At 59.9% G+C, this 19,901-nt stretch carries 16 protein-coding genes; 8 read left to right on the top strand and 8 right to left on the bottom strand.

Annotation, left to right across the window (positions count from 1 at the left end; translation table 11 throughout):
• The first annotated feature begins 49 nt into the window (after positions 1-49).
• A complete protein-coding gene (locus tag M5B42_RS11290; protein WP_248745859.1) occupies positions 50-946 on the top strand; it encodes a LysR substrate-binding domain-containing protein in 897 nt (298 codons plus the stop codon).
• Between the two features lie 166 nt (positions 947-1,112).
• Complete coding sequence (lepB, locus tag M5B42_RS11295) at positions 1,113-1,781, top strand: signal peptidase I (RefSeq protein ID WP_248745860.1); 669 nt, start codon at positions 1,113-1,115, stop codon at positions 1,779-1,781.
• Positions 1,782-1,912: 131 nt separating this feature from the next.
• Here the strand turns inward: lepB and M5B42_RS11300 are convergent, their stop codons facing one another.
• The 4 genes from M5B42_RS11300 to M5B42_RS11315 all read right to left on the bottom strand — a co-directional run bounded on the left by M5B42_RS11300 (position 1,913) and on the right by M5B42_RS11315 (position 8,147).
• Positions 1,913-3,628 (bottom strand): amidase, encoded by a 1,716-nt coding sequence (locus M5B42_RS11300; RefSeq protein WP_248745861.1) that lies wholly within the window; start codon positions 3,626-3,628, stop codon positions 1,913-1,915.
• A gap of 147 nt (positions 3,629-3,775) precedes the next feature.
• Positions 3,776-4,954, bottom strand: coding sequence for a cystathionine gamma-synthase (locus M5B42_RS11305; protein WP_248745862.1), 1,179 nt, complete (start codon positions 4,952-4,954; stop codon positions 3,776-3,778).
• Positions 4,951-6,327 (bottom strand): cystathionine beta-synthase, encoded by a 1,377-nt coding sequence (locus M5B42_RS11310; protein WP_103498720.1) that lies wholly within the window; start codon positions 6,325-6,327, stop codon positions 4,951-4,953. The genes M5B42_RS11305 and M5B42_RS11310 overlap by 4 nt, the downstream gene beginning before the upstream one ends.
• Before the next feature lie 263 nt (positions 6,328-6,590).
• Positions 6,591-8,147: a rhomboid family intramembrane serine protease gene (locus M5B42_RS11315; protein ID WP_248745863.1), complete on the bottom strand. Its 1,557-nt coding sequence runs from the start codon at positions 8,145-8,147 to the stop codon at positions 6,591-6,593.
• A gap of 134 nt (positions 8,148-8,281) precedes the next feature.
• Here M5B42_RS11315 and M5B42_RS11320 point away from each other — a divergent pair, with 134 nt between their 5' ends.
• The gene (locus tag M5B42_RS11320) at positions 8,282-9,013 is read left to right on the top strand and encodes a type 1 glutamine amidotransferase (protein ID WP_248745864.1); all 732 of its coding nucleotides are present in this window, start codon (positions 8,282-8,284) and stop codon (positions 9,011-9,013) included.
• Positions 9,014-9,034: 21 nt separating this feature from the next.
• Here the strand turns inward: M5B42_RS11320 and M5B42_RS11325 are convergent, their stop codons facing one another.
• Positions 9,035-9,745 (bottom strand): murein L,D-transpeptidase catalytic domain family protein, encoded by a 711-nt coding sequence (locus M5B42_RS11325; protein ID WP_152739653.1) that lies wholly within the window; start codon positions 9,743-9,745, stop codon positions 9,035-9,037.
• A gap of 143 nt (positions 9,746-9,888) precedes the next feature.
• On the opposite strand from M5B42_RS11325, the gene M5B42_RS11330 reads away from it, so the two are divergent.
• Both M5B42_RS11330 and M5B42_RS11335 read left to right on the top strand, forming a co-directional pair.
• Positions 9,889-11,466, top strand: a complete 1,578-nt coding sequence (locus tag M5B42_RS11330; protein WP_248745865.1) for a L,D-transpeptidase family protein — start codon at positions 9,889-9,891, stop codon at positions 11,464-11,466.
• A gap of 86 nt (positions 11,467-11,552) precedes the next feature.
• On the top strand, positions 11,553-13,757 hold the full coding sequence (locus M5B42_RS11335) for an OsmC domain/YcaO domain-containing protein (protein WP_248745866.1): 2,205 nt from the start codon (positions 11,553-11,555) through the stop codon (positions 13,755-13,757).
• 56 nt (positions 13,758-13,813) lie between these two features.
• Here the strand turns inward: M5B42_RS11335 and M5B42_RS11340 are convergent, their stop codons facing one another.
• Together M5B42_RS11340 and M5B42_RS11345 are read right to left on the bottom strand one after the other, a co-directional pair.
• A complete protein-coding gene (locus tag M5B42_RS11340; RefSeq protein ID WP_248745867.1) occupies positions 13,814-14,314 on the bottom strand; it encodes a GNAT family N-acetyltransferase in 501 nt (166 codons plus the stop codon).
• A 149-nt stretch (positions 14,315-14,463) separates the two neighbouring features.
• The gene (locus M5B42_RS11345; RefSeq protein WP_248745868.1) at positions 14,464-15,444 is read right to left on the bottom strand and encodes a helix-turn-helix domain-containing protein; all 981 of its coding nucleotides are present in this window, start codon (positions 15,442-15,444) and stop codon (positions 14,464-14,466) included.
• 107 nt (positions 15,445-15,551) lie between these two features.
• Between M5B42_RS11345 and M5B42_RS11350 the strand changes: the two genes are divergently transcribed.
• The 3 genes from M5B42_RS11350 to M5B42_RS11360 all read left to right on the top strand — a co-directional run bounded on the left by M5B42_RS11350 (position 15,552) and on the right by M5B42_RS11360 (position 19,076).
• Complete coding sequence (locus M5B42_RS11350; protein ID WP_248745869.1) at positions 15,552-16,112, top strand: acyl-CoA thioesterase; 561 nt, start codon at positions 15,552-15,554, stop codon at positions 16,110-16,112.
• A gap of 97 nt (positions 16,113-16,209) precedes the next feature.
• Positions 16,210-18,156 (top strand): patatin-like phospholipase family protein, encoded by a 1,947-nt coding sequence (locus M5B42_RS11355; RefSeq protein ID WP_283099737.1) that lies wholly within the window; start codon positions 16,210-16,212, stop codon positions 18,154-18,156.
• A 173-nt stretch (positions 18,157-18,329) separates the two neighbouring features.
• Positions 18,330-19,076, top strand: a complete 747-nt coding sequence (locus M5B42_RS11360; protein ID WP_152739656.1) for an EcsC family protein — start codon at positions 18,330-18,332, stop codon at positions 19,074-19,076.
• A 4-nt stretch (positions 19,077-19,080) separates the two neighbouring features.
• On the opposite strand, the gene M5B42_RS11365 is transcribed toward M5B42_RS11360, so the two are convergent.
• The gene (locus M5B42_RS11365; RefSeq protein WP_248745871.1) at positions 19,081-19,887 is read right to left on the bottom strand and encodes an AraC family transcriptional regulator; all 807 of its coding nucleotides are present in this window, start codon (positions 19,885-19,887) and stop codon (positions 19,081-19,083) included.
• Positions 19,888-19,901: the final 14 nt, after the last annotated feature.

Here is a 19,901-nt window from a genome sequence, read left to right on the forward strand (position 1 = left end):
GGCACAAATTGTTAGGCTCCCCCTAGTAAAACTTATGGGAAGAGCGCTTATGCAACGCTTACCACCGCTCAATGCCGTGCGTACATTCGAGGTCGCCGCGCGCCTGGGCAGTTTCGTGTTGGCGGGGGCTGAGCTGGGGGTGTCATCCGCGGCCGTCAGCCAGCAAATCCGTCATCTGGAAGACTTCTTCGGCAAGAAGCTGTTCGTCCGCAACGGTAATCGCCTGGCCCTGACCGATGCAGGCTTGGCGATGTACCCGCAAACCTCGCGGGCGTTGAACGAAATTGCCGCGATGACCCTGCGTACCCTGGAAGGCGAGATTCGCACTCGGCTGATTGTCAGCGTGCCGTTTTCCCTGGCGGAATGTTGGCTGGCGCCCAAGCTCATGGAGCTTGTGGAGTTCTACCCGCAACTGTCGGTGGATGTCCGTGTGGAGGACGACCCCGTTGACCTCGCCCGACATGACGTGGACCTGCGCGTCAGTTACGGGGACTATCACTATCCTGCGTGTGAGGCCATTCCCTTGTTCCATGACGAAGTGCTGCCGGTGTGTGCGCCGGAGTTGTGGTACCGACATGGGAACAAGGACTTTGACCTCGCGCTTGTTCACGAGAGCCTGTTTATTCATACGCAATGGGGGGCCAATTATGCGTCGCACCCTACGTGGAGCGACTGGTTTGCCGCCGAGCGGTTGGACAGCCCGCCGGACCCGGCCCATGGACGGCGCTCGGGGTTATCGAGTTTGTCGGTGACGTTGGCCAAGTTGGGCATGGGCATTGCGCTGGGGCAGAAGGCGATTGCCCAACGGGAGTTGGAGGCGGGGCGCTTGATCGCGCTTTCCGCTGTTTCGTTGAAGCTTGGGCATGGGTATTGTGCGTTTGTGCCGGGGGCCAAGCGGGGGCGGGGGGATGTCGAGCGATTGTTGGCGTTGTTGGGGAAAAGCTGAACCCTCCGTCCCGGCCGAACAACACACTCCGAGACCGGCATCGCCAGTCGCTCCGCTGTTCATGTAAGCTGTTTGCGCTGTAGTAAACGTTGGCAAAAAATGACCCTGGGTTGCTTGGCGGATGCCAGGAGCGTTCTCTGCAGCCCTTTCTGTATTGCGAGGATGTATGCGACGTTGGTTGAGCCGGTACCGTTACGCCATTATTTTCTGGCTGTGCTTTGGCGTTTTCCGCACATCCTTGGCCGATTGGAATCCCATCCCCTCCGGATCCATGCGCCCGACCTTGGTTGAGGGGGATGTGGTGCTGGTGAATCGGGTGGCTTACGACCTCAAGTTGCCTCTCACTGATATCTCCCTGGTCAAGGTTGATAATCCTCGCCGGGGCGATGTCGTGACCTTCACCTCACCCAAGGATGGCATCCGCTTGATCAAGCGGATCGTGGGTATTCCTGGCGACACGCTGGAAATGAGGAATGAGGTGCTGTGGGTCAACGGTACCCCTGCAACCTACCTGAATGCGCAGGACATCATCGAGCCGATCGCTTCTGGTCAATCTGTCCCGGGTATCAAGCTGACCGAACGCGCGGACAAGAGTCAGCGCTCCGTTCAGTTTATGCCGACGGTACGCGCCTTACGGAATTTCGGTCCTGTTGTGGTGCCTGTTGACCATTACTTCATGTTGGGGGATAACCGTGATGACAGCGCGGACTCAAGGTATATCGGCTTTGTGCCACGCCGGCTGTTGATCGGGCATGCGCACCATATCCTGGCATCGGCTGAGATCATGGATCACTGGATGCCGCGATTTCGCCGATTTGGCTCGCCGATATTGTGATGTCACCCCGTGCCGCAGGATTTGACCGGGTTGCCGGATTGCCCTCCCGGACACCAGCGTTATTACCTGAAAAAAGCCCTCCAGGGCTGAAAGGGGATTGGAGCCCGCACGGCCCCAATCCCATCTCCCGGTTACCGGTTGCCTGTCGCCAATGCCGGCGTACGAGGCGGGATCAAGCGCTTGGTCCCGGTCGATTCAAACGCCGAAGCGAGATGAAGCAGCGCTGAGTCGTCATACGCCCGGCCAGCGAAGGTCAGGCCGACCGGCATGCCGATATCCGCCATGACGCCCATCGGCACAGTGACCGTGGGCACACCCAGATGGCGGATGGCGAGGTTGCCGTTGGCGACCCAGATGCCGTTGCTCCAGGCGATATCCGCCGACTGCGGATTGATATCGGCATCCGCCGGACCGACGTCGGCCACCGTCGGGAAGAGCACCGCATCGAGCCCCAGGCGATCCATCCACTCCTCGAGATCGATACGACGGGTCTGTTCAAGCCCACGCAGTCCGTCAGCCAGGGTGCTGATCTCGTTCCAAGGGGTAATGCCACGCTCTGCCATCCGCACATACTCGTCCATGCCGGCGGCCAGGTCGCCTTCGCGGTTGGGCAGGGTGCCGGGGTCGTGGGGGAAAATCTTCGGCCCGTCCACGTCTACCAGACGGTTCAACGCCGGATCGCCGTTGGCCCGCAGGAAGTCATCGAAGGCCCAGGCCGACAGATCCCACAACTCATGGTGCAGGAACTCCTTGGACACCAGGCCCCGGGTGAACACCGTCGGCGTACCGGGACGATCACCTTCGCAATTGGAGACCAGCGGGAAGTCGACTTCCACCACCTCGGCACCGGCCGCTTCGAGGGCCTTGCGCGCGGCTTCCCAGAGATCGATCACGGAAGCGCGGGTGTTGATGCGTTGCCCCGTCGGACCACCGATCCCCGGCGCCTCGCTGGTGCCGGCTTCGGGATCGGCGTTGATGAACATACGCGGTACACCGAAGCGTTTGCCGGCGAGTGCATCGGTACCGGCGGCCAGTGCGCCATAGGACGTGGGACGCACCGAGGCCACGCTCGGAATCGGTACCCAGGGTTGCATTCGCCACAGATCGCCACGGGTGTCGGTATCTTCCGCCACCACCACGTCGAGCACTTCGAGCAGGTCGGCCATGGTCCTGGCATAGGGCACGACCACATCCATGGTCGGGGTCAGCGGCCAGTTGCCGCGCACCGAGATCACGCCCCGGGAAGGGGTATAAGCACACAAGCCATTGTTCGAAGCCGGTCCACGTCCGCTCGACCAGGTTTCTTCCGCAAGGCCGAAGGCCGCGAAGCTGGCCGCGGTTGCGGTCCCGGCGCCATTGGATGAGCCCGAGGCGAACGGTGCGGTGAGGTAGCCGGCGTTGTACGGGCTTTCCGCCCGGCCGTAGACCCCGCGCTGCATGCCGCCGTTGGCCATGGGCGGCATATTGGTCTTGCCCAGGCAGATGGCACCGCCGGCGCGTAGCCGTTCGATGGTGAACGCGTCGCGATGGGCGATCAGCTTGGCGAAGGCCGGACTGCCGGAAGCGGCGGTAAGCCCCTTGACCAGATAGCTGTCCTTGGCTGTATAGGGAATGCCATCGAGTGGCCCCAGTGTTTCGCCCTTGGCCCGGCGAGCATCGGAGGCCTGTGCTTCCTTGAGGGCATCGGGGTTGCGAACCACTACCGCGTTGAGGGCGGTAGGCGTGTCGGGGCCGTCGTAGGCGTCGATCCTGGCGAGATAGGCCTGGACCAGCTCAACCGCCGTGGTCTGGCCGGATTCGAGCGCAGCACGCAGCTGGGCAATGGAAACTTCGGTTACTTCGATCATGTTGTTATCGCCGACTGCGGAGGGGGCGTGATGGGGATTGGCATTACAGGGGATGCTGGGCCACTCAATCAGCCCGATGGAAAACGCAGTTTAAAATAAAGGCGGCAGGCCACCAACTTTCATTGAGGGTGGCCTGCGCTGCGGGGTTTAGATCCGTGCCAATGCCTGTGCCAGATCCGCCCGCAGGTCTTCGACATCCTCGACACCCACCGACAAGCGCACCAGCCCATCGCCGATGCCAAGTTGCGCGCGGGTTTCAGCAGGGATGCTGGCGTGGGTCATGATCGCCGGGTGTTCGATCAGGCTTTCCACGCCGCCCAGGCTCTCGGCCAGGGCGAAGATCTCCACGCTTTCGAGGAAGCGCTTGGCCCCGGCCAGGTCGCTTTTCAGGTCAACCGAAATCATCCCGCCGAAGCCACGCATCTGCCGACGCGCCAGTTCGTGCTGTGGGTGTGACGGCAGGCCCGGGTAGTAGACGCGCGCCACCTGTGGCTGACGCTCCAGCCAGGTCGCCAGGTCCAGGGCGTTGCTGCAATGGCGCTCCATGCGCAGCGACAGGGTCTTCACGCCGCGCAGGGTGAGGAAGGCGTCAAAGGGTCCGGCAATGGCGCCCACCGAGTTTTGCAGGAAGCCCAGGCGTTCGGCGAGTTCGGCGTTTTGCCCGACCACCGCGATGCCGCCGATCACGTCGGAGTGGCCGTTGAGGTATTTGGTCGTGGAGTGCACCACGATGTCGAAGCCCAGCTCCAACGGACGCTGGATCCACGGACTGGCAAAGGTGTTGTCGGCGACGCAGATGATGCCGCGATCGCGACAGATGCGGGCGATGGCGGCAAGGTCGGTGAGGCTCAGCAGGGGATTGCTCGGCGTCTCGACCCAGACCATCCGCGTAGTGTCCTGCAGCGCCGCTTCGAAGGCGTTGAGGTCGGTCAGGTCGACGTAGCTGAAACGATGCCCGGCGCTGCGTTGGCGAACCTTGTCGAACAGGCGAAAAGTGCCGCCGTACAGGTCATTGCCGGAGACCACATGGGCGCCGGCGTCGAGCAGTTCGAGCACGGTGGAAATCGCCGCCAGTCCGGAGGCAAAGGCGAAAGCCTGGGTACCGCCCTCAAGGTCGGCCACGCAGCGCTCCAGGGCAAAGCGTGTCGGGTTGTGCGAGCGACCGTAGTCGAAGCCCTTGTGCACCCCGGGGCTCTCTTGCAGATAGGTGGAGTTGGCGTAGATCGGCGGCATCAGCGCGCCGGTGGTCGGGTCCGGCGACTGCCCGGCATGAATGACACGGGTAGCAAAGGCGCGGGGAGCGGCGGACTTGTCGTGCTGACTCATGCAAGGGATCTCCGTAAGTGATTGAGCAGGTCGACGCGGGTAATCAGGCCATGGAAGCCCGAGGCGTCGGCAATAATCGCCACCAGCCCGCGAGCCAGCTCGGCCTGCAGTTCAGCCAGGCTGGCGGTGGGGGCCAGGGTTTGCAGTTTGTTGGTCATGACGCTGGACACGCTCAGACGGAAGTGTGTCGCGTCGTCATGCATACCCAGCAGGATATCCGATTCGTCGATCACGCCCACCAGTTGTTGGCCGTCCACCAGCACCGGCAACTGCGACACGTCCGCCAGGCGCATGCGCTGGAAGGCGGTGAGCAGGGTATCGTCCGGACCGACGCTGATCACCCGGCCATCCTCGAAGCGCCGTGCGATCAGGTCGCGCAGATCGCCGTAGTGCTTGTACTTCAGCAAGCCCTGGTCGTTCATCCACTGGTCGTTGTAGACCTTGGACAGGTAACGGGTGCCGGTGTCGCAGACAAAGGTGACGACGCGCTTGGGTTCGGTTTGCTCGCGACAATAACGCAGCGCCGCGGCCAGCAAGGTGCCGGTCGAGGAGCCGCCGAGAATGCCTTCGGCGCGCAGCAGTTGGCGGGCATGGTCGAAGCTTTCTTCGTCGCTGATCGAATAGGCCTTGCGCACGCTGGAGAGGTCGGCAATCGACGGGACGAAGTCTTCGCCGATGCCTTCCACGGCCCAGGAACCCGCGGTGCCGATGGTGCCGCTGCGGCTGTATTCGGCCATTACCGAGCCGACGGGATCGGCCAGGACCATGGCCAGGTCCGGTTGTACGCGTTGGAAGAAACGGGTCAGTCCGGTCAGGGTGCCGGCCGAGCCGACACCGACGACGATGGCGTCCAAGTCGTGTTGGGTTTGTGCCCAGATCTCTGGTGCTGTACTGGTTTCATGGGCCAGAGGGTTGGCCGGGTTGTTGAATTGATCGGCGAAGAACGCGTCGGGAATATCCCGCGCCAGCCGCGCGGCGACGTCCTGGTAGTACTCGGGATGGCCCTTGCCGACATCGGAGCGGGTGATATGCACCTCGGCGCCCATGGCCTTGAGGTGCAGGACTTTTTCGGTGGACATCTTGTCGGGGACCACCAGCACGACCCGATAGCCCTTGGCCCGGCCGACCAGGGCCAGGCCGAGACCGGTGTTGCCGGCAGTCGCTTCGACGATGGTGCCGCCGGGACGCAGGCGCCCATCGCGCTCGGCCGCATCGATCATTGCCAGGCCGATACGATCCTTGATCGAGCCGCCAGGGTTCTGCGATTCAAGTTTGAGGAACAACGTGCACGGGCCGGTATCGAAGCGGCTGACGCGCACCAGCGGCGTATTGCCGATCAGTTCGAGTACGGCGGGGCGGGAGTTGTTCGGCATGTGTCACCTCGTTACGGGGGCGTTCGTATTGGATGGACAGCAGGCTGGGGCGGCTGGTTGCAGATAAATCTATCGCTTGGAACATAGGCCGGGATTGCCCCGGCCGCAACCTGGAGGCGGCCAATCATGGACAGACTGGTGACGGTGAATGTGTTCACCCGATCGGGTTGTTCAAGGTTCCATCGGGCCCGTGATACGCGCATTGGCCTCCCTGCGGCGTTGAGCGTGCCGCTGGTGATCAGCAGGCTCGGGGATGGCCGCTTTCAATGACGCCCACCTTGCTTGTTGGCCGCGGCCAGTCGCTGAAGCACGGCGATCTGTTCCATCGAGTCACTCTTGAGCGTCTTGACCTGGGCCAGCAATGCCGGATCCGGCGTGGGCTCGCGCGCGATCATGATTGAGCTCAGGCGACACATTTTTCGCATGTCGTCGAAGTAGCGCAGCATGGCTGACTTGACCACGATTTGCGGCGAATTGGCGGGTAGGCGGGCGTTGTCAACGGCGGTATACAGTTTGTTCCATTGCGGGACGACCTCTCGTGAGATGGCGATGGCTATCATCGCTCTTTTGCCTGGCGTATCCGTAGGTTGGCGCAGGAGCGCGGCCATCTCTTTCATGGTTTTTTGCTCGGTCGGGCCGAGGCTGAGAACCAGTGCCCTGAATTGAATCTCTTCACGGGCAGTCTCGCTGGAGCGCGCCAACGGGTAAACCGATGCGATCAGGACGGCGAGTACCAGTGCACAGGAAAACAAGGTGCTTTCAAGCGCCACTTTTGTGCGAGCTGTCGGGTTGAGCGAGCTGGCCAGGGTCAAGCCAAGTAACACGCCGCCCAGCAAGCCGCCGAGATGGGCGCCGTTGTCGATGCCCGGGTGGGTAAAACCGTAGAGCAGGTTGTACCCGATGAGTACCAGTATGGAGACGCGTTGCTGTACGGCAATCGACTTCGGTAACTCGTGGCGGTATTTCAGTACGAACACCAACAGTCCACCGAACACCCCGAAAATCGCCCCTGACGCCCCCGCACTGTTGATCATCGGATGCCATAGCAAACTGGCAATGCTGCCGGTGACACCGGCAAACAGATACAACATCAGGAATCGGCCGCTTCCGTACAGGCGCTCGGCCAGTCGGCCGATCTGGTACAGCGTGAACATGTTGAGCATCAGGTGGATCAGGCCGAAATGGACGAACACCGATGTGAGCAGGCGCCACCATTGCCCCGTCAGTGTGTCAGGGCCGAAGTTCGTGCCCCATTTGACGGTCATTGCCAAGTTCTGCGCCATGACACCAACACCACCCGCGCACATCGCGAGGTAAACCAGCACGTTGATCGCGATCAGCCCGTAGGTGGCCCATGTGATCGGTGCCAGTGTCCGGATCCGTTCGGAGTAGCTGGACAGGGCTATTTGCTCGGCCTCATGGGCAGGCGTTGCGTGTCCGGGGAGCCATTCGAGGATTTGTTGTGCTGCGTTGCGGCTGGATGCGATCAGGAAGACGTGTTGGATGCCGTCGGGCCCATGAATGTCGAAATAGACATACTTTCTGATGGTTTTGGCATCAAAGATCTGGCTGCGCGGGATGACCCGTTTCGTTTCGGTGGAACCTTGGAACAGCCTGCGACTGGACTTGATGAGTACGACTTCCTCATCGGTGACGCAAAGCTCTCCTTTCCTGAACATGGAGCGCAGAACAGCACCGCGTTGCCCTCGCTTGGGCCTGACGGCGAACCGGGCCCTGAACGTTCCCATGAGCTTGCTGCCCGGAATATCCGGGAGTTCCGGGGGGAGGGTGAAGACCATCGTGGGTTCAATCCGCTCCATGTTCTGCGCTTCCTGTCGACTTATTGGTATGCGGCAAAATGCTATCAGTAAGGCTCCTCTCACATGATGAAAGATGACTGGACTTCATCCTCAAGGGCGGGTACCAAACAGGGACTGTCACCAGAGGAGTTCCAATGAAAGTCCATTTCGTCGTTCACGAAGCATTCGAGTCGCCGGGTGCCTACGAGGCCTGGGTTGAAGAACGTGGCTACGAGGCAAGCTACTCGCGGGTTTATGAGCGTCATGCTTTCCCGGACGTGGATAACATCGATCTGTTGGTGGTGCTGGGCGGTCCTCAGTCACCGGCCACCACCCGGGAAGAGTGTCCGCACTTCGACGCCGCGGCCGAATGTGCGCTGATCGCCAAAGCCGTTACGGCGCAAAAGGCCGTGGTGGGGGTCTGCCTCGGTGCTCAACTGCTCGGTGAGGCACTGGGGGCCGGGTTCGGTCACAGTCCCGAGAAAGAGATCGGCAAGTACCCTATTACCCTGACCGAGGCGGGGAAGGACAACGACAAGGTCGCTCATTTCGGCGACGTCCTTGAGGTCGGGCATTGGCACAACGACATGCCCGGCCTGACCGAGAACGCCAGGATCCTGGCCTATAGCGAAGGCTGCCCGCGGCAGATCGTTGAATACGGTCCGCTCGTGTATGGCTTTCAATGCCATATGGAGTTCACCCTCGATGTCGTGGAGCGGCTTATCGCCGCGTCGGAGAGCGAACTCGTGGAGGCCACTGGCCGCCGTTTCGTCCAGCAACCGGCAGCCCTTCGGGCCAATGACTATGGGCAAATGAACCAGAAGCTCTTTGGGTTTCTGGACAAACTGATGGCGCAGTACAGGCTGCGCCAAGACCATCCGAGGTAGAGGTGCTGTTTCCCCTGGGGATCAACCGCCGGGGACGGTGGCACTGGCCATCTGTTGGGGTTTGCAGTTGAGATAGGCCGAGGATTTCAGCCAGTGCTTGTCGGGGTACCAGACAAACATGAACTGGCCGTCCTTGAGTTTGTCGACCACCTGCCGCGCCACTTGCGGGCGGACGGCGGGGCAGCCCTGGCTGCGGCCGAGACGGCCTTCGCGCTTGCTCCACAGCGGGCTCACGTAGTCGGCTGCATGAATCACGATGTCACGGTCGCGGGCGCGGTCATTGAAACCGGGCTCCAGGCCGTCCATGCGCAGGGAATAACCATGGGTGCCCTCGTAACTTTCCTGGGTGCGGAACAGGCCCAGGCTGGATTGATAACTGCCCACCTGATTGGAAAATTGGGTGGCGAAGTTCTCTCCGGATTTTTGTCCATGGGCGACCAGGTCGCGCAGCACCAGGGTCTTCTTGCGCAGGTCGAAGATCCACAGGCGCCGCTTGGTCGAGGGTTGCGAGTAGTCGATCACCGCCAGGCGCTCGGATTGTTCGAGGCCGCTGTTGATGGCGCATTGCATGGCGCTCAGGGCGTTTTTCAGAACCAGGGGGTTGAGTTCCGGCGCCGCGTGGGCGAGTCTGCGGTACAGCGTCGGTTCATGGCCCTTGGCGGCCAGGGCAGAACTGCAGGGTGCAGCCAGGGTCAGAATAATCAGGCAGAGTCGGGAGCAAGAAGTCAGCATGTTGAAGAGTGCCTCGGCCGTCAATCCAGGCTCGCGCCTCCCAACGGTCTTCGGGCAGCGTGGTCACAGGCTGCCTGAAGGTTTTTCGCTTCTGTTGCAGCTGTGAACTATCAATGCGACGACCGTGGATTGGAGTCAAGCCGTTGTTCAAAAAACACGCATATTACTTGAGCATTTACCTGCTCGTGGCACCACTGGTCGCGACAGCAGAAGACCTGCTCACCGATCTGCCCATGCCTTTGCCGTCGTTCCTGACGCAGTTGTCGACCGAGTGCCCGGGCCTGGTCGCACAGTTGGACACGTCGGCACAGCAGCGTTTGCAGGCGTTTTACCAGTCTCAGAATGATGCGCCTGTCTGGTCCGTCAGCGGGCGTCTGTCGGCCTTGCAGGCGCAGTTGCCGTTGTTGGCCGATGACGGCCTGGACCCGGCGCGTTACCCGTTGCCCCAGGACACGGGAGCCGGCAACGCGCTGTGTACCGATGTCGAAATCAGCCGGCAGTATCTGCAAGCCTTGCAGGACCTGCGTTACGGTCGTTTGCAGCAGGCGCGCTTCGAGCCGCTCTGGCATGCACAGCCGTCGACCCGGGACGTCGACGCCGAGGTCCTGACGCTGGCGGCGACGGGGCTGCAGGATATGGCCCTGGCCTTTGATCAGGCGCGGCCGAATATCGAGTTGTACCGCAGCCTGCGGCGGGTCTACGCGGAGCAGCGTCTGCAGCCATTGGCCCATTGGCAAGCGATCGCGGCTGGAACCTTGCTGCGTCCCGGCATGGAGGACGCTCGGATACCCGCGCTGGCGCAGCGAATGCTCGCCGAGGGCTATCTGGAGAGCCTGCCCGGCGGTCCTGAAAAAACCTACGGTGAGGAGCTGAGCAGCGCGGTCAAGCACTTCCAACTGAGCCATTCGCTACAGGGGGATGGGGTGATCGGGCCAGGCACCCTGACCGAGCTGAATATCAGCCCGGCACTACGGCGCGAGCAGCTGCGCATCAACCTTGAACGCTTTCGTTGGCTGGCACCGGATCTGGAGCCCGAGGGCGTGCTGGTCAACGTCGCGGCGGCCCGGTTGAGTGTCTATCACGACGGCGCGCCGGTGTGGCAGACACGCCTTCAGGTAGGACGTGCCGATCGGCAGACACCGCTATTGAAATCCCGGGTCACCCGGCTGACCCTGAACCCGACCTGGACCGTGCCGCCGACCATCATGCGTGAGGACAAGCTGCCGGCTATCCGTCAGGATCCGACCTACCTGAGCCAGCAGAACCTGCAGATCCTGGACAGTGCAGGCAATCCCCTGGCGGCGGACGCCATCGACTGGGAACGGCCCGGCAATATCATGCTGCGCCAGGAGGCCGGTCCACGGAACCCGCTGGGCAAGATCGTCCTGCGGTTCCCCAATCCCTTTTCGGTATACCTGCACGACACCCCCAGCCAGCCGCTATTTGCCAAGGGGCCGCGGGCTTTCAGCTCGGGTTGTGTGCGGGTCGAGCAGCCGATGCACCTGCGGGACCTGCTGCTGACCCCGGCGGAACGTGCACGGACCGAGGAGTTGCTGGCCAGCGGCACCACCCATGAATTCAGGCTGGTCGCGCCGGTGCCGATCCTGCTCGGTTATTGGACGGTGCAAGTCGCTGGTGACGGAACCTTGCTCTATGCCCCGGATATCTATGGGCATGATCCGGTACTGTTGAAGGCCTTGGGAGGTGCGTCTAGTCATTGAGTGCGGCGATTAAAAGCACAAGACTTCCAACTGAAAAACCGGATAATGGCGGCCAATTATTTGTCTCGTTATTTTGGTAATCCCGCATGGAAATCAAGGTCAATTTTCTCGACAACCTTCGGCTTGAAGCCAAATTCGATGACTTCACGGTGGTGGCCGATCAACCTATTCGCTATAAGGGCGATGGATCGGCCCCCGGCCCGTTCGATTATTTTCTGGCTTCGTCGGCGTTGTGTGCGGCTTACTTTGTGAAGTTGTACTGCGAAACCCGCAATATTCCCACCGACAATATCCGTCTTTCGCAGAACAATATTGTTGATCCGGAAAACCGCTACAACCAGATTTTCAAGATTCAGGTCGAGTTGCCGGCGGATATCTCCGCCAAGGACCGCCAGGGCATTTTGCGTTCCATCGACCGTTGCACGGTAAAAAAGGTCGTGCAAACCGGGCCTGAGTTTGTGATCGAGGAAGTGGAAAACCTGGATGCCGATGCCCAGGCATTGCTGATGCTCGGCCCGGTTTCGGACGCCGCGACCTATATTGCCGGCAAGGATCTGCCGCTGGAACAAACCATCGCCAATATGTCGGGCATTCTGGCCGGCCTGGGCATGAAGATTGAAATCGCTTCGTGGCGCAATATTGTTCCCAATGTGTGGTCGCTGCATATCCGCGATGCGCATTCGCCGATGTGTTTTACCAATGGCAAGGGCTCGACCAAGGAAGGCGCATTGGCCTCGGCGTTGGGCGAGTTTATCGAGCGACTGAATTGCAATTTCTTCTACAACGATCAGTTCTGGGGCGAAGACATCGCCAATGCGGCGTTTGTGCATTACCCGAACGAACGCTGGTTCAAGCCTGGCCGCAAGGATGAGCTGCCGGCTGAAATTCTCGACGAGCATTGCCTGGCGATCTACAACCCCGATGGCGAGTTGCGTGGCTCGCACCTGATCGATACCAACTCCGGTAATGAAGAGCGTGGTATCTGCTCGTTGCCGTATGTGCGTCAGTCGGATGGCGAGGTGGTGTATTTTCCGTCCAACCTGATCGAGAACCTGTTCCTCAGCAATGGCATGAGCGCCGGTAATACATTGGCCGAAGCACAGGTTCAGTGCCTGTCGGAAATCTTCGAGCGCGCGGTAAAACGCGAAATCCTCGAAGGTGAAATCGCACTGCCGGATGTGCCACAAGAAGTCCTGGCGAAATACCCCGGTATCCTGGCCGGTATCCAGGGTCTGGAAGAGCAGGGCTTTCCGGTGCTGGTGAAGGATGCGTCGCTGGGCGGGGAATTCCCGGTGATGTGCGTCACCCTGATGAACCCACGCACTGGCGGTGTGTTTGCCTCGTTCGGGGCGCACCCAAGCTTTGAGGTGGCGCTGGAGCGCAGTCTTACGGAGCTGTTGCAGGGTCGCAGTTTTGAAGGTCTGAACGATCTGCCCCAGCCGACCTTTGAAAGTCACGCGGTGATGGAGCCGAACAACTTTGTGGAACACTTTATCGACTCCAGCGGCGTGGTGTCGTGGCGTTTCTTCAGTGCCAAGTCGGATTTCGAATTTGTTGAATGGGATTTCTCCGGCCAGGGTGAAAACTCCAATGCCGAGGAAGCCGCGACCTTGTTCGGTATTCTTGAAGACCTGGGCAAAGAGGTCTACATGGCCGTGTATGAGCATATCGGTGCAACGGCCTGCCGCATTCTGGTACCGGATTACTCGGAAATTTATCCGGTGGACGATCTGATCTGGGATAACACCAACAAGGCGCTGTTCTTCCGCGCCGATATCCTGAATCTGCACAGCCTCGACGATGCCGACCTTAAAGCCCTGGTCAAGCGTCTGGAAGAAAGCGAGCTGGACGACTACACCGATATCACCACCTTGATCGGCATCGAGTTTGACGACAATACGGCTTGGGGTCAGTTGACGATCCTGGAGTTGAAGCTGCTGATCTATCTCGCTTTGAAGCAATTTGACGAGGCGAAAGAGCTGGTGGAAACCTTCCTGCAGTTCAACGACAACACGGTCGAGCGCGGGTTGTTCTACCAGGCCTTGAATGTGGTGCTGGAGGTGCAGATGGACAACGAGCTGGAATTGAGCGATTACGAGGTCAATTTCCGCCGGATGTTTGGCAACCCGCGGATGGACGCCGTGATCGGTTCGGTCGAGGGTAGCGTGCGCTTCTTCGGCTTGACGCCTACCAGCATGAAGCTGGAGGGGCTTGATCGGCACCTGCGCCTGATCGACAGCTACAAAAAACTGCACGCGGCGCGGGCCAGGGTGACGGCGTTATCCAGCTGAAATAGTGCTGACAAAAAAGCACCTCAGGTGCTTTTTTGTTTTTTTGCGGCCGGTCTCTAGAGCGAAAGGATGAATAGATATTCATCCTTCGTCTTGTCCATACCGAGTTCATGTTCAAGCAGAAACCCGCACCGGCTCAGTACTTTTTGTGAGCCAATATTGTTCTTGTAGGCAATGGCCAGCAGTTGCGTAAGGTTCCAGTGCGTCCGTGCCTCCTGGATAAGATGCTGCAGTGCCAGGGTGGCGAGTCCCTGCCCGCAAAAGCGTTGATCAATCCGATAACCGACTTCTGCACAACCCTCTGGTGAGTTGATGTTTTTCAAGTTGGCTCGACCGACTATTCCCTCACTGGCTTCTTCGATAACAAAGGGATGCCAGGTACCGAGAGCAAAGTCGGACAAATAGCGCTCAATATGATCGGTAACCCCTTGCCGTGAGTAGAAGGACGGGGCACGGGCGTCAATTTGAGATTCGAACCATTCACGGTTATGGGTTTCGAATCTCAGCAAGGCTTCAATATCCGTTTCTTCTAGCGTGCGAACACTGAATGTCTGCATTGGTTCGCGCCTCCTTGCTTGAATGCTCTTGGGCGTGGGTCTTCGCTTGCGAGTATTATCAGCCTCACTTGAGTAATCAACGCTTTTTTGTACAGTAATGCTCAGTTTGTGCCGCGCTTCAGCGGTCTTCTAGCAGGCCCCTGGCCCCCTCAATCCGTGAAAGCATGATTCGTAACGGGCTGAAATTGCTTCCGGTTGGCGGCCGGTAACAAACCGACTCGCTGCTGGAAGAGCCGGCGAAAGGAGTTGCTGTCTTCGTAACCCACGGCGTTGGTAATGCTGCCCACGCTCATTCGAGTCGACTCGAGCAACTGCTTTGCCCGCTCCAGCCGTAGTGTCTGTAGATAGAGCAGTGGCGGGTAGCCCGTGGCGTCCTTGAAGCGCCTTTTGAAATTCCTGACACCAAACGCGAATTGTTGAGCGATGTCGTCAATCAGCACCGGTTGCTGGAAATGCGCGTCCAGCCAATTCTGAACCCGCAGTATCTCTTCATCCCCGTGAAGTTTTGGCGGTGTCCACGTGGCATAGGTCGACTGCTGGGTTCGTATCTTGTCGACCAGCAAATACTTGCTGCACTTGCGGGCCAGATCGAGCGACGCGAAACGCCGGACCAGAAACAGCAGAAGGTCCATGGCGGCGCTCGCACCGCCGCTGGTGATCAAGCGATTGTCCTCGTAAAGCATCTGCGCTTCATCCAGGCGCACCTTGGCGTAACGGCGACGGAAGAGGTCGGCAAAGGCCCAATGGGTCGTGCCCCGGATGCCGTCTAGCAGCCCTGCCTCGGCCAGCATGAAGGCGGCCGTGCACATGGACGCCAGCACCGCCCCTTGCGCATGCTGCTGCCGTAGCCATGGGCCATGATCGGCGAAGGTCGGCAGGGCGTCTTTCAGGGTGAAAAGAAAACCGGGGATCAGTACCAGATCGGTATGGGCTATCGCCTTGATCGACCGGTCCACCCGCAGCTTCTGCCCGCCCCATGCCGCGACATCAGCACCTGTCAGCGAAGCACAGACCACCTCGAACGGTGGGCTGGCGCTGTCGGCGAACAAGTTGGCGGCACTCAGCACTTCAAGGGCCAGGGTGGCGCTTGCGGCGGAGCATTGATCAACCAGGAGCAGGGTGATATGCATGAAGGTCCAGTTGCGCTTTTCGCATGAAATAAGTCATTTATGCACCTACTGTAACCCAACGGGCTCCCCGTAAAGTACGCCGCTCTTTCCCTCACATCGGTGTATTCATGAATCTGTGGTTCAGACTTCTGCTCATGTTGTTCCGTCGCCCTTGGCGCAAGCCCGTTGACGGCTTGGCCACCACCGTCATTCGCCTGCGTGTCTGGCCGTCTGATCTCGATCTCAACCGGCATGTCACCAATGGTCGGTATTTCAACCTGGCCGATGTGGGGCGCATGGACTTCGTGCTGCGCAGTGGCGCCTATCGCGCGGCCTTGCGTCACCGGGCCGTGCCGATCGTGGGGGATACCTGGGGCAAATTCCGTCGCGAGTTACGGCTGTTCGAAGCCTTCGAAATTCACAGCAGGATTCTCGGCTGGGACCACAAGTGGAGCTTTATGGAGCACCGCTTCGTGAGCAAGGGGCGGGTGGTCGGTACCGTGGTGATGCGCGGTCTGTTTCGCTCTGCCCGGGGCCCGGTGGCTCCAGGTGAGTTCGTCCGCGAGATGGGTCTGACCGAGCAGCCGGCGGATATGCCTAAATGGCTGACGGATTGGTCCAACTGCTGTGATGACATGAGTGCCGATATTCGAGAGCAAGAGCATCAACCGGCTCAGCTTCAGCGCTGAACGAAGCGATGGGTAACAAAAGGCCACTACTCCCTGAAATCCTGGCTAAACTGACGGCTGCTTCTTCCAAGGAATAGCACTGAAGGCGGGTTTAGCCATGGAATCCAGTCGCCCTGTTATCGGAGTCATTTTACTCACTTCCCTCGTCTCAGGATGTGCCTCCAGGGCAAACTTTCCTGATCATCCACACGATTGGGTGGATGTGAGAACCCCCCTCGACCTCGCCGACACAACCTCTATTGCACGTGACTATGCAGAAGAGCGTACTGACCGCCGGGAGCCACGAGTCGGACTTGCACTTTCGGGCGGAGGTACACGTGCGGGTATGTTTGCCTTCGGAGTGCTGAACGGCCTGAATGACGCTAACGTCCTTGATCAAGTGGACATTATTTCTTCCGTTTCGGGTGGCGGGTATGCGGCGTATTGGCTTTTCGCTCGTCGACTGGAGGCTGATCAAGGGAGCTTCGATTACCGCTTGGCTTTTGCTGACTGCAGACCGGATTGGTGGGTCAGGTATGATAAACAGGACCAGGGCGTCAACCTGGCTTTACTTGAACAAGGAGGCCAGGACAGAGATAACTTGGGGTTCTGGAAGATGGAGCCTTGTTCCAGATCCAGTTCGGAGGATGGTCAGCAGTGGTCAGGCTCGGATGATCGCTACCGCTGGCAGGCCCATATTGCCCGCTATCCGGACGTGTTTCGTAGAGATTCGGTCGTCTTTGATGGCACCAACGGCGGTGGCCCGATACTGACCGCTCTACCGGTGATTACCCTCTCGCTTTTTGAGGTGCTGCGCTTTCCCTTTGTCTCGAACGGATATCTAGGTTCCAGCTATGAGAAGGGTATCTCTCGCACCTGGGGCCTGACACCTCTTCCTCGATCGAAACGAGCCGATGAAAAGGTCGATTTCTCAAATGCCGATAACGATTTCCTGGGTGGTCCCTATGTCAAAGCCAAGGAGCATACCTGGGGGAAACTCCGGCAGTTGGACCTCAAGTTGCGTCATTCATCACAGCCACTCCCACTGTGGGTGGTTAATACCACCGTGCTTCCCAAGCAGGTCGATCCGAACACCCGTGCGATTTTCGAGCTGACGCCGTTCAGCTACGGTTCAGAGGCATCAGGGTATCTGTCAACGACGGAATACACCGATGTCATTTCAGAAATCCCCAGCTCTGTGCGAGCTTCCGCAGCGGCGGCTGATGCTCAAGGACTGGGTACCAGCCATTGGCGGAGTGCTCAGCGTGTCAGTGCCTTGTTTCCCGCGCTACGTTGGGGGGTTGGTGTCGACGATCACAAATTTGGTAGTGATGTCGGTTCATTCCGGCTGAGTGATGGCGGCGGTTCGGACAATATGGGGCTGATCAGTCTTGTGCGCCGTGGTGTGCGTGACATTATTCTGGTGGACGCGGAAGCGGATATCGAAGGCCGGTTTGAAGGCGTGTGCTGGGACCGTGAGATTCTCAACCACGCGGGTTACGATTTGCGGTTCCCGATGCTGGAGCGTTTTTCCGAGTTATGTGCGCAGCGCATTTCCGAGCGCGATAGCAAGAACAGTGACGACACTGCAGCACCCCGGCGCGCCTACAACGTCAGTGCCTGGCGTAACCCCATAATCAAAGGCGAAATAGTCGCCCTGGATTCCAAGGATCTCAGTCATGTGCTGCCTCCCATTCGTGTCTGGCTGGTGAAGCTGGCGTGGAATCAGGAGAAGGTGCACGACGCTCTGGATGCCACGCAGTGCGAGACTAAAGAACACCCGGTCTCGTGTCTTCTGACGGTCTTCCATGCCCATCAACCCTATACAAATACAGCCCTGGAGGAATATCAGATGTTTCCTCACCTATCGACCGGGGGAGCGACCTGGAACTCCAGCACGACGCTGTTCTGGGCATGGCGGGAGCTCGGCCGTTCGGCGGCCTCGCTATTCGAAGTGACCCCCACCGGGCTGGGCATCAAATCCGGGGCCAGAACTCCCGATATGACACCTCAACCGCTGCTGTACAGGTCGCCTGGACGTCAGGCCGTGTCGAGTGCCAGATAGCACGAGAGGTCATATCGCAAGAAGGCGGCTGTCGCGGGATATTGATCTAATGCCGGCCTATGACTTGCCTTTTCCATACAGTGGCCGCACCTTGATACTCACGTTGCCACAGGGATGCACTGGAGCTTTTTGTCCTGTAGCTGTCCTGCCAACCCAGTATCGAGTACGGATTGATGAGCTTCTCGGAAGACGATCGAAATGAGCTGCAATGTGCAAAGAACCTGCTGGAGAACCCCGGCTTCGTCGCCAAGCTGACGAATATTATCGGCATGCCCATCGAGGTCGCACTGGCGCAGTTACCCAAAAGCATCACCAAAAGAATTGCCGGTATCACTCAATCAGCACTGGTGAAGGCCCTCGATGCCGCGGTGTTTACCATGAAGGATATTCCGGGTGAGGGGCCTTCCAATCTCTGGCACAAGACCGGCATCGCCGTCAGCGGGGGCGTCGGCGGCTTTTTCGGTTTTGCCGGGCTCAGTGTCGAGTTGCCGCTCTCAACCTCAATCATGCTGCGCTCCATTGCCGATATCGCCAGGAGTCATGACGAGCGCATTGATACCGACGAGGCGAAACAAGCCTGCCTGGCGGTCTTTGCACTCGGCGGTCGATCAACCAAGGACGATGATTCGGAAACCGGCTATTACACCGTGCGGGCCGCGTTGGCGAAGTCCCTGTCGGATGGCTCGATACTCAAGCTGATCGCCACCATTGCCGAACGCTTCAGCATCCACGTGGGGGAGAAGGCCGCCGCGCAAGCCATACCGGCGATCGGCGCGGTGGGCGGCGCGCTGATCAACCTGGCCTTTATCAACCACTTCCAGGACATGGCGCGCGGGCATTTCATTATCAGAAAGCTGGAGCGGCGCTACGGACAAGAGGCGGTCCAACAGCTGTACCAGTCCCTTCCAGCGCGCGGATAGCCGATCACCCACGCATGTCTCGCGGACTGACGCCCAGACGTTGCCTGAACGCCGTGGCCATATGGGCCTGGGAGGCAAAACCGCAGGCCTGGGCGATGTCCGCCAGGCGCTCCGCCGGGTTGCGCAACAGGTCCCGGGCGCGGACCAGGCGTCGATCGATCAGGTAGCTGTGGGGGCTCTTGCCCGTGGCGTCCTTGAACGCCCGTATGAAGTAGCCTTCGGATAACCCCAGCACCGCCGCCATCGCCTGCACACTCAACGCCCCGTCGAGCCCGGCGTCAATGAACTCATCGAGCAGGCGCAACCGCTGGGTAGTCATCGAACCCCGCAGAGGTTCCGACAACCGATCCTCTCCCGCCGCTCGTTGAACCAGGGCCAGTGCCCAGGCCTCCCAGTCGTCCTCCACCGAGGCCCGCAACAGCGCACTACGCATTCGTTGGGCGAGGGCAATGGCCTGCCGATCGATGCGATTGTTGAACGCATGGTCCCCCGCCAGCGGCGTGCCGTCGGTGCGAATCAGCCGCAGGTACTCACCGCCCTTGGGCGATTCGGAAAACACATCACACCCCGGTGGTATGAACGCCAGGCCGTTGGGCGTGGCGACAAATGGGCGGATCCGGTCGCTGCCAATCGCGTGCTGGCCGCGCTGGCTGTCGAAGGCAAAACCAATGGCGGCCTGGGTTGCGATATAGCGGGTTTCGTAGCTGGCCGCCGGTAGCAATTCGATCACCCACGGCCCGGCCTCGGCCCGACGGACCGGTTCGCGCAGGGGCGGTGACGGCAAGCTGTTTCGGCGATTCATAGGCACCATCTTACTGAAGGGCA

Source organism: Pseudomonas sp. MWU12-2037 (assembly GCF_023242345.1).
In the GTDB taxonomy this organism is placed as follows: domain Bacteria; phylum Pseudomonadota; class Gammaproteobacteria; order Pseudomonadales; family Pseudomonadaceae; genus Aquipseudomonas; species Aquipseudomonas gingeri_D.

Excerpts from the sequence above, each read along its gene's own strand:
- M5B42_RS11290 (WP_248745859.1), top strand. The coding sequence starts at position 50 with ATGCAACGCTTACCACCGCTCAATGCCGTGCGTACATTCGAGGTCGCC.
- lepB (WP_248745860.1), top strand. The coding sequence starts at position 1,113 with ATGCGACGTTGGTTGAGCCGGTACCGTTACGCCATTATTTTCTGGCTG.
- M5B42_RS11300 (WP_248745861.1), bottom strand. The coding sequence starts at position 3,628 with ATGATCGAAGTAACCGAAGTTTCCATTGCCCAGCTGCGTGCTGCGCTC.
- M5B42_RS11305 (WP_248745862.1), bottom strand. The coding sequence starts at position 4,954 with ATGAGTCAGCACGACAAGTCCGCCGCTCCCCGCGCCTTTGCTACCCGT.
- M5B42_RS11310 (WP_103498720.1), bottom strand. The coding sequence starts at position 6,327 with ATGCCGAACAACTCCCGCCCCGCCGTACTCGAACTGATCGGCAATACG.
- M5B42_RS11315 (WP_248745863.1), bottom strand. The coding sequence starts at position 8,147 with ATGGAGCGGATTGAACCCACGATGGTCTTCACCCTCCCCCCGGAACTC.
- M5B42_RS11320 (WP_248745864.1), top strand. The coding sequence starts at position 8,282 with ATGAAAGTCCATTTCGTCGTTCACGAAGCATTCGAGTCGCCGGGTGCC.
- M5B42_RS11325 (WP_152739653.1), bottom strand. The coding sequence starts at position 9,745 with ATGCTGACTTCTTGCTCCCGACTCTGCCTGATTATTCTGACCCTGGCT.
- M5B42_RS11335 (WP_248745866.1), top strand. The coding sequence starts at position 11,553 with ATGGAAATCAAGGTCAATTTTCTCGACAACCTTCGGCTTGAAGCCAAA.
- M5B42_RS11340 (WP_248745867.1), bottom strand. The coding sequence starts at position 14,314 with ATGCAGACATTCAGTGTTCGCACGCTAGAAGAAACGGATATTGAAGCC.
- M5B42_RS11345 (WP_248745868.1), bottom strand. The coding sequence starts at position 15,444 with ATGCATATCACCCTGCTCCTGGTTGATCAATGCTCCGCCGCAAGCGCC.
- M5B42_RS11350 (WP_248745869.1), top strand. The coding sequence starts at position 15,552 with ATGAATCTGTGGTTCAGACTTCTGCTCATGTTGTTCCGTCGCCCTTGG.
- M5B42_RS11355 (WP_283099737.1), top strand. The coding sequence starts at position 16,210 with ATGGAATCCAGTCGCCCTGTTATCGGAGTCATTTTACTCACTTCCCTC.
- M5B42_RS11360 (WP_152739656.1), top strand. The coding sequence starts at position 18,330 with ATGAGCTTCTCGGAAGACGATCGAAATGAGCTGCAATGTGCAAAGAAC.
- M5B42_RS11365 (WP_248745871.1), bottom strand. The coding sequence starts at position 19,887 with ATGGTGCCTATGAATCGCCGAAACAGCTTGCCGTCACCGCCCCTGCGC.